At 61.4% G+C, this 12,717-nt stretch carries 11 protein-coding genes; 4 read left to right on the forward strand and 7 right to left on the reverse strand.

All coding sequences use genetic code 11. The features are described from left to right. The first annotated feature begins 5 nt into the window (after nucleotides 1–5). The 3 genes from BW989_RS04580 to BW989_RS04590 all read left to right on the forward strand — a co-directional run bounded on the left by BW989_RS04580 (nucleotide 6) and on the right by BW989_RS04590 (nucleotide 4,082). On the forward strand, nucleotides 6–1,034 hold the full coding sequence (locus tag BW989_RS04580) for a class 1 fructose-bisphosphatase (RefSeq protein WP_076585814.1): 1,029 nt from the start codon (nucleotides 6–8) through the stop codon (nucleotides 1,032–1,034). 101 nt (nucleotides 1,035–1,135) lie between these two features. Beyond that, nucleotides 1,136–2,479 carry a sigma-54-dependent transcriptional regulator gene (locus tag BW989_RS04585; protein WP_076585816.1) on the forward strand — a complete coding sequence of 448 codons (1,344 nt, stop codon included), beginning with the start codon at nucleotides 1,136–1,138 and terminating at the stop codon, nucleotides 2,477–2,479. A gap of 331 nt (nucleotides 2,480–2,810) precedes the next feature. Next, the gene (locus BW989_RS04590; protein WP_425476641.1) at nucleotides 2,811–4,082 is read left to right on the forward strand and encodes a sigma-54 interaction domain-containing protein; all 1,272 of its coding nucleotides are present in this window, start codon (nucleotides 2,811–2,813) and stop codon (nucleotides 4,080–4,082) included. 18 nt (nucleotides 4,083–4,100) lie between these two features. Here the strand turns inward: BW989_RS04590 and BW989_RS04595 are convergent, their stop codons facing one another. The 7 genes from BW989_RS04595 to BW989_RS04625 all read right to left on the reverse strand — a co-directional run bounded on the left by BW989_RS04595 (nucleotide 4,101) and on the right by BW989_RS04625 (nucleotide 10,820). Beyond that, nucleotides 4,101–5,537, reverse strand: coding sequence for a transporter family protein (locus BW989_RS04595; RefSeq protein WP_242651301.1), 1,437 nt, complete (start codon nucleotides 5,535–5,537; stop codon nucleotides 4,101–4,103). After that, entirely contained in the window at nucleotides 5,534–6,340 is an 807-nt protein-coding gene (locus BW989_RS04600) for a hypothetical protein (RefSeq protein WP_242651305.1), read from the reverse strand. The genes BW989_RS04595 and BW989_RS04600 overlap by 4 nt, the downstream gene beginning before the upstream one ends. 10 nt (nucleotides 6,341–6,350) lie before the next feature. After that, nucleotides 6,351–7,037, reverse strand: coding sequence for a C39 family peptidase (locus BW989_RS04605; RefSeq protein WP_129582846.1), 687 nt, complete (start codon nucleotides 7,035–7,037; stop codon nucleotides 6,351–6,353). Nucleotides 7,038–7,155: 118 nt separating this feature from the next. Next, complete coding sequence (locus BW989_RS04610) at nucleotides 7,156–8,571, reverse strand: adhesin (protein WP_076585821.1); 1,416 nt, start codon at nucleotides 8,569–8,571, stop codon at nucleotides 7,156–7,158. Between the two features lie 40 nt (nucleotides 8,572–8,611). After that, complete coding sequence (locus BW989_RS04615) at nucleotides 8,612–9,259, reverse strand: hypothetical protein (protein WP_242651307.1); 648 nt, start codon at nucleotides 9,257–9,259, stop codon at nucleotides 8,612–8,614. Next, nucleotides 9,256–9,747 (reverse strand): hypothetical protein, encoded by a 492-nt coding sequence (locus BW989_RS04620; RefSeq protein WP_165688553.1) that lies wholly within the window; start codon nucleotides 9,745–9,747, stop codon nucleotides 9,256–9,258. The genes BW989_RS04615 and BW989_RS04620 overlap by 4 nt, the downstream gene beginning before the upstream one ends. Nucleotides 9,748–10,004: 257 nt before the next feature. Continuing rightward, a complete protein-coding gene (locus BW989_RS04625) occupies nucleotides 10,005–10,820 on the reverse strand; it encodes a sensor histidine kinase (protein ID WP_076585825.1) in 816 nt (271 codons plus the stop codon). A 91-nt stretch (nucleotides 10,821–10,911) separates the two neighbouring features. Between BW989_RS04625 and BW989_RS04630 the strand changes: the two genes are divergently transcribed. Next, on the forward strand, nucleotides 10,912–12,714 hold the full coding sequence (locus BW989_RS04630) for an SLC13 family permease (protein WP_076585827.1): 1,803 nt from the start codon (nucleotides 10,912–10,914) through the stop codon (nucleotides 12,712–12,714). The last annotated feature ends 3 nt before the right edge of the window (nucleotides 12,715–12,717 follow it).

Consider the following 12,717-nt stretch of genomic DNA (forward strand, 5'->3'; position numbering starts at 1 on the left):
TCGCCATGCCGCCCGTCGACCAACCGATTTCGCTCACCCGCTATTTGATCGAGGAGCAGCGCGCCGGCCACGTCAGCGCCGACCTGCGTTTGCTGATCGAAGTCGTGGCCCGTGCCTGCAAGACCATCTCGGTTGCGGTCGGCAAGGGTGCGTTGGGCGGCGTGTTGGGCGATGCCGGCACCGGTAACGTGCAAGGCGAGGCGCAGAAGAAGCTCGATGTCATCGCCAACGATGTGCTGCTGGAAGCGAATGCCTGGGGCGGCCATTTGGCGGGCCTTGCCTCCGAGGAAATGGAGCACAGCCAGCCGATCCCGGATGTCTACCCGCGCGGCAACTACCTGCTGCTGTTCGATCCCCTGGATGGCTCATCCAATATCGATGTGAACGTCTCGGTCGGCACCATCTTCTCGGTGCTGCGCTGCCCCGAAGGCGTGACCACGCCTGAAGACGCGCACTTCCTGCAGGCCGGTTGTGACCAGGTCGCTGCCGGCTATTGTGTGTACGGCCCCTCGACCACGCTGATCCTGACCGTCGGCCACGGCGTGCATCAGTTCACCCTGGATCGCGAACAAGGCAGCTTCGTACTGACCACGCGCAGCATGACCGTGCCCGAGGAAACCAAGGAATTCGCCATCAACATGTCGAACAAGCGGCATTGGGAAGCGCCGATGCAGCAGTACGTCGATGACCTGTTGATCGGCAGGGAAGGCCCGCGCGGCAAGGACTTCAACATGCGCTGGATCGCTTCGATGGTGGCAGACGTACATCGCATCCTCACCCGTGGCGGCGTCTTCATCTATCCATGGGACAAGAAAGACCCAGGCAAACCCGGGAAGCTTCGCCTGATGTACGAAGCCAACCCGATGAGCCTCTTGATCGAGCAGGCCGGCGGCGCCGCGACCAATGGCCGCATGCGCATCCTTGATATCACGCCCGACCAGCTGCATCAGCGCGTGCCGGTTTTCCTCGGCTCAAAGAAAGAGGTCGAAGCGGCGACCCGTTACCACCTGGAGCACGACGCCCTGCCTGGCTGAACGCGCAGCCAGATCGTCTTATGAAATTTGTGACTTAGTTCACATTTATGCGTTGTTCGTGTTATGTTCAGGTTTCCTGAGACGATGCCTGGTGGTTCCGGATGGCCCTGCCACCCCTCCCCGCCCAACGGACACTGCTTTTGCTGTCATCGCGTCTGCACGCTCAGATGCCCTTCGTACTGCGCCTTGGTAGCCTGGGCTGGCAGGTCCATCATTTCGCCGACCTGCCTTCGCTGAAATGCTTCCTGCATGACCGCGATGATCTTGTCGCCGCGGCGGGCTTGATCGACCTGCGCGACCTGGGCTCTGAGGAAGCCGTGGCAGAACTGACGCCGGTCCTCTCGCATCCGCGTTTGGGATGCGTGGCCATGACCGATGCCCGCACGATCGCCGATGACAGCATGCGTCAGCTGGTGCGCGATTGCTGCTTTGACTTCGTCACGTTGCCCTGCCCCGATGACGTCCTGGATACGGTTATCGGCCATGCATTTGGCTTGGCCTGGCTGGGTCGCGGCACGACTTACTTGCCCCATGACGATGCCGGCTTCGGCGGAATGGTTGGTGAAAGCCCCGAGATGCGCTCGCTGTTCCGGCTGCTGCGACTAACCGCATCCAACGATGCGCCGGTTTTCATCGCCGGGGAAACCGGCACCGGCAAAGAGCTGGCCGCAATGGCATTGCACGAGCACTCTGCCCGCGCCGGCAAACCATTCATCACCATCCATTGCGAAAGCAGTGCGCCAGGGGCCCTGCTATCGATGCTGGCCGGACACGAGCAACAACGCGGACGAATCGAATCGGCGCATCGCGGAACGCTGTTCTTGGACGAGGCGGATCGCCTTCCTCTTGATAGCCAGGCCATGTTACTGGGCTTGCTTGAAACTGGCCGCTTGATGAAGCCAGGTGCCGAAGACGGCATCCCCGTCGATGTCCGCGTTATCTCGGCCAGCCATCACGACCTGGAAGCTGCCGTGGCGGAGGGACGCTTCCGCGCCGATCTCTATCATCGTCTTAGCGTGCTTCGCTTGCAGCTGCCGGCGTTGCGCGAGCGCGGTGAGGACATCGAACACATCGCCCATCACGCACGGATGAAATATGCCAGCGAGTATGGGCGCCGGATCAAAGGTTTCAGCCCTTGCGCCCTGCGCCAGCTGCAAGCGCATGCTTGGCCAGGGAACGTCCGCGAGCTGCACAATCGCGTTCGTCAGGCCGTGATCAAGGCCGAAGGTCGTTACATCTCGGCCAGCGACCTGGGCCTCAACAACGAAGACGCCTTGCCCGCCCTGACTCTGGATGAAGCCCGCGCCGGCGCCGAGCGTGATGCGATCCTCACCGCGCTTCGCCGGAATCGACATCGCATTGGCGAGTCTGCCCGCGAGTTGGGGGTTTCGCGCGTCACCCTGTATCGCCTCATGAACCGACACGGGATGCGTGCTGCCTGTTGATGCTCGGGCCCATCAACTACACCCACCCGATGCCACGAAAATGCCTTGACTGGACATCACCGCCCACTTCAAAACGTCGGCTGGAAACATGGGCGGCTCTCGTCCGCCCACACATCCCAGCTGCAGGAAATATCTGCCACGGTGGTATCTTTGTGGGCGGATGCGCAAGCCGGTAGGGAACTGGCACGCAGGGGGGCCATCCTGTCGAAGACCACGGCCGATGTACGGCTGCTAGTCGCAACGGGGAGGTAGCACGGGAATGGATTTTGCTTCAGCAACAAAGCGTTGCTTGATCTGGCTTGGCCAACCGAGTACGCGAGATCGACAAATCATGGCCGCCGTGGGGTGGAACGTGCGTGCAATCGAAGCGGATCAGACCGCGCAGATTGGCATGCGCGGCAACGAGACCGTGGTGGTGTGCATCGATACGCGCTCGCTGGATGCCGATGTGCTCTCGCAGGCCGAGCAGCTGGCTTTGACCCATCCCGATTTGCCTGTGTTGGCGATCGTCGATCCCCGAACCCGCACCGATCAGGATGTGCAGCGCTTGCTGCGCACCTGCACCGCCGATGTGTCCTTGCCGCTACAAACCAACACCTTGCAGCGGGCGCTGGAGGAATGCAGTGCGCATGCAAGCAGCCGTTCGCATGGCCCGCAAGCCAACGCGATAGATATGCTGCTTGGCCAAAGCCAGGCCATGTTAGAGGTGCGCGCACGCCTGCATCAGTACGGGCCAATCGCGTTGCCGGTGATGATCTGCGGCGAGACCGGTACCGGCAAGGAGCTGGCCGCGCGCGCATTGCATGAACTCTCCTCGCGCGCGGAAGGGCCTTTCGTTGCGGTGAACTGTGGCGCGATGCCGACCAACCTGATCCAATCGGAATTGTTCGGTCACGAGCGCGGCGCATTCACCGGTGCGACCACGCGGCGGATCGGTCATTTCGAATCTGCCCACGGCGGCACCATTTTTCTAGATGAAATCGGCGACCTTCCGCTGGATGCGCAAGTCAACTTGTTGCGCGTCCTCCAAGAGGGCAGCCTGCAGCGCGTGGGAGGCAGCCAGCCTGTGGTTGTCGATGTGCGCGTGATTGCTGCCACGCACATCGACCTGCATCGCGCAGTGGATGCCGGCAATTTCCGCAACGACCTGCTGTTCCGCCTGGACGTCCTTCGTTTGCAGATGCCGCCGCTGCATAAGCGTGGCGATGACATCGAGCTCATGGCCCATCATTTCCTGAGCGACTTTCGCGACGATCATCCGGCGACGATCGCGCGCGGCTTCAGCCCCGCCGCCCGCCGCAGCATGGCGGCACACGCATGGCCAGGCAATGTTCGAGAGTTGTTGAATCGTGTTCGCCGCGCAGCCGTCGTGGCCACCGCCAGCATGATCAGCGAAGAAGACCTTGGCTTGGATACCGGCGCGCAAGTCGCCAGTGGTCTGGACAGCGCCCGCGTCCACGCCGAGCATGAAACCTTGATCGAAACCCTGCGCGAAACCGGTTACAACGTCAGCGCTTGTGCGCGCAAGCTGAAAGTCTCGCGCGTCACCATCTACCGACTATGCCGCAAGCATGGCTTGTCGTTGGAGCAACTACGCAACTGACGGCGCTGCTCACTCGCCTCAAAAGCCGTAGGGAACCTTGAGGCTGAGACTGAAATCAGGCGCATCCGGCGTCAAGCCAATCCCCAACATCCCCACCACCGTGGTGCGCTTGGTCAGTGCATGGGTGACGCCCAGATTAAACATGGCCGCCGTGGCATCACTGCCAATCACCTTGTTCCATTCCGCGCCTTCGTAGCGCATGCGCGCGCGCGCCGCCAAGCGTGCACTGACCGACATGCTGAAGCTGGTGCGCTCGTTGAATGCAAACGCGACACCCGCACCAAAGCTGTAAGCATCGCCCAGGCGCACCTTGCCCGGATTGACCGTGTCCGGGCTGTTGTCCAGATCGTCGAAGCTACCCGTCAAGGTTCGCGTGTAGCCGATGTTGGCAAAGATGATGGCCGGATCCGTCGTCTTGACGAACGACATGCCGACGCTCGCCTGCCACAACCCGTTGCCGGTCGGTTGTTCTTCGGGCACGGCAAAGCGGATGAAGTCATCGTCGTCACGCTCCAGAATGCGCCATGGGATGCCATACGGTTCGCGCCCCGTGGGTGCGGTGACACTGACGTTCAACACACCATCTGGTCGCCAGCCATTCTCGCCAAACAGTTTGTAGTTGGCGCCAACAGTAACGTCACCTATCCCCGTGCCTGTCGTCGTTTCCTGAGCGATGGCCGCAGCCGACCCCCCAGCGCCGCCTTTTTGATAGACCGTCTTGCGTGCAATGAAGGGCAGGTTGGCGTTGAGCGTGAGGCGCGGGCTTGCGCCCCAACGCAGGCTCAGGTCATGGACCAAGGTGTCGGATTCGACATTCTCGATCGCGATGTTGCCAAGGAAGATCGCATCCAACGCCAGGAAGCCATTCAAGGACAGTTGCTTGCGGTCATAACGGTTATAGCTGATGCCGTTTTCAATCGTGAACCCGCTGTTGAACAAAGCCTGCTGCTGTTCTTTTACGTCTTCGACGCTGCGCGCCTCACGCTCTTGCGCCGCCTTGGCCTCGGCAGGCGTACTGGCATACCCGGCTTGCGGTATCCGCGTGGGCGGCGTGCGGCTGGTCTGTACGGGCGGCGGCGGTGCGCCCATCGTGGAGGCACCTTCCGGCGGCGACTGCGTGGCAACGGGTGCTTGCATGGCCTGCGGCACCCGCCCGGTAACGCGAGCATTGAGCGCCTGGATCTGCATATCAAGCTCGCGCAGGCGCCTTAGTTCACTGGCGTAACTTGCTTTGAGTGATTCAAGCTCTCGCAGCAGCTGCTGTACTTCAGTGGCATCTGCCTGGCTTATTTCGGGCTCATTTTCTTGTTCGTCTTGCCCTTGTTGCTGCGGCTGTTGCGGCGCTTGTTGTGCCATGGCGACCACGGGCATCGAAAATCCCAGCGCGCCCACCAAAGCAACCGCCAGCGGATGCCGCTGGCGGTGCGCCAGTCCCTCCAGCTCCTGACTGCTCATGGCCGGTTACCAATCCCTTGGTTGAGTGTGATGGCCCGGGCAACACTTGCCATGACCAATGCGTTGGTCGGCACGGCCTGTCGCACGAGTTCTAACTGCAACTGGTTGCTGACGTTCTGGCCATCACCGGCGATGCGAATGCTCTGGCCCACGCTTCCTGCGCGCACCCATTGCTCTGCGACGCCCTGGCCGGCGACATCAATGGTCAGCCTGGCGCCATTGGCATCCATCCGTGCACTTGCCGTGGCTGCGCTGTTAGCCGCTTCCATGGACGAGGCCCCAGTATTCGCGCCCTGGCCGTCCGCGACGTCGCCATCGCGGACGATAAGGGATGTCGCATTGCCTGCGCGATTGCCGTCACCGGCGATTTGCACGCTCTGCACCAAGCCTGACGCGTTATTCAACCCTGAGCTATCGATAGTGCGCTCGCCCGTGGCGATTGCAACATCGGCATCCGCCACCCCGATGTTGACGTTGGGGGTGAAGGTGATGGTCGGCGCCCCATTCTGAAAATCCATGCCGATCTTCAGCGTCCCCTGCACGCTTTGTCCGGCTTGGGTTTGCCACGTCGTGATCATCGACACCCCAAACCACAACACTTTGTTGTTGCCGACGGTGTAGCGACCACGCATGAGGTCGAGCTCACCATCGGGAATTTCATGCAAGCCCTTTGCTGCGGGGCGCTGCTCTTCTGCCAGCAATGGCGCCGTGGCGAACAGGCCCAGGCATACCGATAACAACCAACTTGAAATGAGTGGAAGGGAACGACGAACCTTTGCATCCTTGGCATGTTGCGCTTCCATGACACGCCTCCTAAAACAGATCCGCATGGGTGAAGCCGAAATCCAGCAACTCCGCATCGGTAATGGGCCCTTGTCGGGCATACAGGGCGCGTGCACTGGGCCGCGCCGAAGGTTGTAGAAGCACGGTATTGCGATCGAAATCCGCACCGATCACCACAAACACCGCACGCGAAGGCCAGGCCTCCAGAAATTCCTTGATGGGCAACCGCCGATTTCCCAGGATGGGATCACCCAGTTCAACTTCACCATCGTCCACGCGCTTGAGAACGACGAAATGGCGGAAGCCCGCCACGTCCATCAAGATCAAGCCGGGAACGCGCAAGCTACCGAGACGCTCTTCGTCCACACGGTATCCGCGGCCACGCATCCCCAATGACTCCACGTAGCGCTTGATATCCAGCAGGGAGAATCCGCGCTCTTGCACGACCGCCGGATCCGCCACGCCCATCATCCCTTCGATGACCGTGGCCTCATCGACATTCAAGCCATACGCGTATTGCAGAATGGTGGCGAGCGATGCAGCGCCGCAGCTGTAATCGGTCCGCTGCCTGACCAAGTGACGATACCGCGCAGCCAACATGCTCTCGACCTTCTTGGTCAGCACCGGGCCGTTGGGCAGAACGCCGGCAAATTGATTGCCATCGGCGCGCGCTTCGCCCCCTGCCGCGATACCTATCACGACGAATGCCAGAACCATCTTGGACACCGCGTTCCACATCTGCGTCTACTCCGAAGAATGAAGCCCCGCCCGGGGGTGGCGAACGGGGCTTCGAAGCACTCCCGCCCTCTCGGGCGGGAATGTTCTAGCCTGGCGATTACTCGCCGCCGGGAGGCGTTCCGCCACCCGCTGCCGGACGACCGACGGCCATCGCGAGGCTGTTGGCCTGCATGTTGCCGGTGCCGGACGACACGTTGACGCCGATGTTGCCGGAGGCGCTGCTGAAGGCGCTACCTGACAACGATGCGGTGTTGGTCGCATCCTTGATCAACCAGTTGGTCGTGGCCACAGTGCCGGTCAAAGAAGCCTCGAGCTCGGAATAGCCCAGCTCGACGAAGCCCAACTGGCCCGACTCTTCGGTATCAAAGCCGAGACCACCGACACCAGGACGGTTCGGGTTGAGCACTGCGCCCTGGCTTTGGTTGTCGAAGTCGACATGCCCGGTGCTACCGCCGCCCGGGTGGCTACCACCCGCCCACGAATCCGCATAGAAGTTGCTGGACTGGTAGGCGTTGCCGCTGCCTTCATACCCGCCCTCGCCGATGGCAAGCGAATAGCCGCTCACCGTGCCGCCCATCGCAACTTCAACGGTATCGGTGTACTTCTGCGCCAGGCCGTTGTTTTCAACCACATTTCCTGCGCTGTGCTGGTTCGAGCTGACACTGGCCGTTGCATAGTTGGTCGTGGCAACCGAGGCAGACAGTGCGTTCTTCTGCAGGTTGTTGTTACCGGAGGTCACATTGACCTGGATGTTGCCCGAGGCGCTCTCGAAGGCATTGCCGCCAATGTTGGCGTTATTGGTCACACCAACATTCAAGGTCAGATTGCCGCTACCCGCTTGGTTCACGAAGATCTCGGAATCAGCCATGCCGAATGCGAAAGCGGCATCGGTCGAGGCCAGCGCTGCTGCGTTGTCCTGCACGTTGTTGTCGCCCGCTGCCACGTTGAAGCCCAGGTTGCCCGATGCGCTGGAAGCCACGTCATCGGCGATCGAGGCATCGTTCGTCACGTTCTCGTTCAAGCCCAGGTTGTCGCTCGAGGATTGGCGGTTGTCGATGATCGAGATCGCCGCCGAGTCGATGGCGATATCCCCCGAGACCGTCGGACGGCCGGTGATTTCGATGTCGGACTTCAGACGCAGCGACTTGTCCATCTGCACGCTGACGCCATGCTCGTTGCGTTCCCTGCGGATGTCGGACTGGATGTTCTGCTCGCGCAGATCGAGTTCCAAGTTGACCTTCTCGTTGACTTGCGAATTGTAGGACTCACTGACGTACTGATTCACGGACTGGTTCAACGACTGATTCACGTTGACGTTGTGGTTGTAGTTCGTGTTCTCAGTGTGGTTCTGGGTGTCGGTGTGGTTCGATGTGTAGTTCTTGTTGATGTTCTTGTTGATGGTGACGGTCTTGGTGACATTGCTGCCATCGTCTTCTGCCTGCGCCGTCCCCATTCCCATGGCCATCGCAGCCACTGCCACGGCCAACGCCGTCTTTTTCAGGTTCGATTTCATGTTCCTCTCCTTGATTACACGTGGTGGTTTTGCTGCGCCTTCATGGCCCTTGCACGGCTACCTGCAAGCGGTTTTCCGTGGCATTGGCCATTCCGGCAACTTGGTTGAGCTGCAATACACCTTCGAACCCATGCAAGGCAGATGCCTCCACGCCTACCTTGCGGGTTTGCGTCGTCTTGTCCCCTGGTTCGGTGATGGTGCGCGCCCCTACTGCCGACGCGACGCCACTGAGCGACAGAAAGTCGTCACTGGCCTCGCGTATGCCCTGTTGGGCCAATGCCACGGACACCGCGTTGAGCTCGGTGTTGCCGCTGCCACTGGCCTGATTGATTGATGCAATGCCGCCGGCACCCTGTAATGCCCGTCCGCCGATGACGGCCGAGGCATGGGTGGGCGCATTCGCTTGGTTATTGGTTTGAAACTGGATCGCGTCGACATCTGCGGCGGCGTATTGACCGACCGCGATGCTGCGCAGGTTCGCTTGCACGTTAAGGTCGCCTGCCGCCTGGTTCACCGCGATGCTGCCGCGTGCGCCGCTCAGCGCGTTGCCATCGATGCGGCTATTGGCCAGCCAACCCAGCGCCGCGTCGTAATCGATGCGGCTTTCATCGCTCGCTTGCGCCATGCAAGGCGATGCGGCCAACAGGCCTGCCAATACCACCATGGCGGATAGCACTCGCAGTTTCATGGCCCGCCTCCTTGCTTGCCACCAATCGGGAATTGCGAAAGCGCGCCGCGGATGCTGGCACCGACTGTGCCGGTCACGCCGCCAACAGCGCCCAGCGGGCTGTTCAAGCCGCTGATGCCTGCCACGCCACTGCTATCGATACGTGTGTTGGTATTACCGTCGGCCGAAGCACCCAAGATGCTGCCGATGGACTGAGTCACTTCCGTAGTGCGTGTTGTCGTCCCGCCGACCATCGCAGCGAAGTCGGCGTCGGTCATCTCCCCTGCCTGATGGACGGCCTGCACTTCACGGGTCGGTGTTGGGTCAACGATCAGCGCGATCCCAGGCGGAGCCGGACGGTACGCGGGTCGCGCATCGACATTGCGCAACAACACCATCTCGCCATGCTTGGGGTGCACGCCGATGCGCGCATCCCCGGCCTTGGCCTGCCAAGCGGGAAGGAGCATCGACATCATCACCAGCGGCAATAGCACGCGCATGGCAGTCACACCTCGTTTCGGCAATACGCCGGTACGAAGTCATCACGCACGCTTCATGCCACCGCCGAAAATACTTTTAATTCAATCGGTTGCGTCAAAGTAACGCCTGTGGCCATCCCGCCTGGGTGTAACACCGATGTTGCATCTGCCTCGCCCAGAGCGGCTAAACCCGAGGCGAAACAGCCCCGTGGCAACGCCGTTCGAACGGGTGTTGCATGGATGTCACACTGCGCGCCCCGCTGTTACAGCACCTGAAACAACGGTCATTACGCCTTCGTCGTGGGCGGAAATCCTGGCAGGACGGCATGCACTGTCGTGCCCTTGCCTGGCTCGGACTCGGCCCAGATGCGTCCCCCGTGTCGAAGGACCACGGCCTGTGCAATCGCCAAACCCAGGCCATCGCCCGCACCATCACGATGACCATGCAAGCGCATGAAAGGCTCGAAGGGCTGTTCGGCATTACGCATCGTCATCCCGATACCATCATCCGACACCTCGATATGGATGCCTTCGTCGGTACGTTCACCGCGAATGCGCACCGATGTGCCATTCCCCTGCCGGGTGAACTTGCGGCTGTTGTCCAACACCTTGTCGAAAAAAATCCGCAGCAAGCGCTCATCACCGGCAACTTCGAGATCAGCCTGCACCTGCGCATCGATATCCAGGTCCGGATATTGCCCGCGCAGATCCATCACCGCCCAATCGACCAGAAAAGGGATGTCCACGGCGGTCAGTTGCAACGGCGCGCTCGCCATCCTTGCATACTCGATGAGTGACTCGGTCAGACCGCCCATTCGCGCCGCCGCAGCGCGGATCTTCGCCACTTGCTGGCTGGCAGCTTCATCCGAATCCAGCTCGCGGGCCAGCTGCATGGCAAACCCATCGATGGCACGCAACGGTGCGCGCAAGTCATGCGAGATGCCTTGGGCCATCGCCGCTTGCACGGCCGAGAGTTGGGCCAACTGCATTTCCAGCGTGCTGATGCGTGCACGAAGCTCCGCAACGTCCAGCAGTTTGTCTGCTTGACCGTTGCCGTCAACGCCTGGGTTTTCAAGCGTTTGGGTAGGGGGGGCGCCGCTCATCTTGCTGTCTCATGGGATGCCTTCAGCCTACCTGCATCGCCGCAGATGCAGGTCTAAAGCATGTGAAGGCCCGCACTGGCAGAATGAACGCATGGAATCCCAACAAATCATTTTCCTGCTGATCCTGGCCGGCGGCCTGTATCTGTTCGTCACCGAGAAACTTCGGGTTGACGTCACCGCGATGTTGATCCTGCTCGCACTGGTGCTGACGCGGGTATTGAACCCGAAGGAAGCCCTGTCGGGGTTTGCCAGTGAACCGGCCATCATCGTCGCTGCGGTATTCGTGATCTCCGGCGGCTTGGCGGCCACCGGCATCACCGAAAAATTGGGCCAGTGGATCGGCAAGGCCGCGGGCAAAGGCGAGGCGCGAACGATCGCGGTGACCATGCCTGCCGTCGCAGCGTTGTCGGCGTTTACCCACCACGTGATGGTGACGGCGATGATGCTGCCCATCCTTCTGCGCCATGCGCGCGAGCGAAAGCTGCCGGCCTCACGCTTGTTGATGCCGATGTCGTTGGCTGCCTCGCTCGGCACCACTCTCACCTTGGTCAGTGCGCCCGCCTTCCTGCTGGCAGACGACATGATTTCCCGCGCCGACGACAGCAAGGGCCTCAGCATCTTCTCCATCACCCCGATCGGCATCGCGCTGGTGTTGGTGGGCGTCGTCTACATGCTGCTGGCACGCTGGCTCATTCCGAAACGCAGCGGCGAACAAGGGGATGAAGACTATCTGCGCCTTGATCGCTACCGCACCGAGCTGCTGGTGATGAAGGATTCGCGTTGGGCCACGCGCCCGTTGTCGGAGCTACAGAAAGCCTTTGGCGTCACCGTACTGGGCTGGCTGCGCGAAGGCGTGCGCCGCGACGACCTGACCCCGGACAGCCCGATGCTCTCCGGCGACATTTTGCTGATCGAAGCGCCTGCGGACGAGTTGAAGTCACTGCACGACGACATCGGCCTGGATTTGTATGCGCTCAATCGCCATGGCGACACGGTGAGCGGGGAAGGTGATTCGCAATTCGTGCAAGCCGTGGTCGCGCCGGGTTCCGAGTTCATCGGCCGCTCCATCCGTGAGCTGGATTTCTCCAAGCAGTTCAGCGCGATCATCGCCGGTCTGTGGCGTCGCGATGGCGCGATCGCGCCGCGCCTGTCCGATGCGCGCCTGCGAGAAGGCGATTTGCTGGTGCTGTGGGGCAAGGCCAATCGTTTCAGTGATCTCGCCCAACACCATGGCTTCCTGATGCTGGTGCCGTTCGCGGGCGAGACCCGTCGCCGCATCCGCGCGCCGCTGGCGCTGATTATTTTGCTGGCGACGATCATTGCCGCCGCGACCGAATGGTTACCGGCGCCGCTGGCCTTCCTACTGGGCGCGGTCGCGATGGTCGCCACCCGCTGCGTCGACATCGACCGCGCATATCGAGAGATCGACGTTCGTATCTTCGTGATGATTGCCGGCGTGATTCCACTCGGTATCGCGATGGAACAAACCGGCACCGCGGATCTCCTCGCCAAGGGTCTCTTGCAAGTCGTCGATACCTGGCCGCCGCTCGCCATCTTGCTGGTGATGTTTACCGTCGCCGCGTTCCTGACCCAGGTGATGTCCGATGCAGCGACGACGGCCTTGCTCGGCCCAGTCGCCATTTCACTGGCGCAAGCCCTGGGCGAACCCATCACGCCCTATGTCGTCTGCACGGCGCTCGGCGCGGTGGTCGCCTTCCTCACGCCCATCGGCCATCACGGCAACCTGCTCATCCTCGGCCCCGGTCGCTATACCTTCGGCGACTTTCTCAAGATCGGCTTGCCCCTGACCGTGGTCGTCGCCTTCGTCAGTGCATGGATGGCGCGATGGCTATGGCTGGACGGCCCGTTGTGGCCGCAACTCGGCGGCGGCTGATCG

Origin of the sequence: Solilutibacter tolerans (genome assembly GCF_900155935.1) — a bacterium.
Classification (GTDB): domain Bacteria; phylum Pseudomonadota; class Gammaproteobacteria; order Xanthomonadales; family Xanthomonadaceae; genus Solilutibacter; species Solilutibacter tolerans.

Bases quoted from the DNA above. Each gene is read 5' to 3' on its own strand.
- BW989_RS04580 (WP_076585814.1), top strand. From the start codon at position 6: ATGCCGCCCGTCGACCAACCGATTTCGCTCACCCGCTATTTGATCGAG.
- BW989_RS04585 (WP_076585816.1), top strand. From the start codon at position 1,136: ATGGCCCTGCCACCCCTCCCCGCCCAACGGACACTGCTTTTGCTGTCA.
- BW989_RS04590 (WP_425476641.1), top strand. From the start codon at position 2,811: ATGGCCGCCGTGGGGTGGAACGTGCGTGCAATCGAAGCGGATCAGACC.
- BW989_RS04595 (WP_242651301.1), bottom strand. From the start codon at position 5,537: ATGAGCAGTCAGGAGCTGGAGGGACTGGCGCACCGCCAGCGGCATCCG.
- BW989_RS04600 (WP_242651305.1), bottom strand. From the start codon at position 6,340: ATGGAAGCGCAACATGCCAAGGATGCAAAGGTTCGTCGTTCCCTTCCA.
- BW989_RS04605 (WP_129582846.1), bottom strand. From the start codon at position 7,037: ATGGTTCTGGCATTCGTCGTGATAGGTATCGCGGCAGGGGGCGAAGCG.
- BW989_RS04610 (WP_076585821.1), bottom strand. From the start codon at position 8,571: ATGAAATCGAACCTGAAAAAGACGGCGTTGGCCGTGGCAGTGGCTGCG.
- BW989_RS04615 (WP_242651307.1), bottom strand. From the start codon at position 9,259: ATGAAACTGCGAGTGCTATCCGCCATGGTGGTATTGGCAGGCCTGTTG.
- BW989_RS04625 (WP_076585825.1), bottom strand. From the start codon at position 10,820: ATGAGCGGCGCCCCCCCTACCCAAACGCTTGAAAACCCAGGCGTTGAC.
- BW989_RS04630 (WP_076585827.1), top strand. From the start codon at position 10,912: ATGGAATCCCAACAAATCATTTTCCTGCTGATCCTGGCCGGCGGCCTG.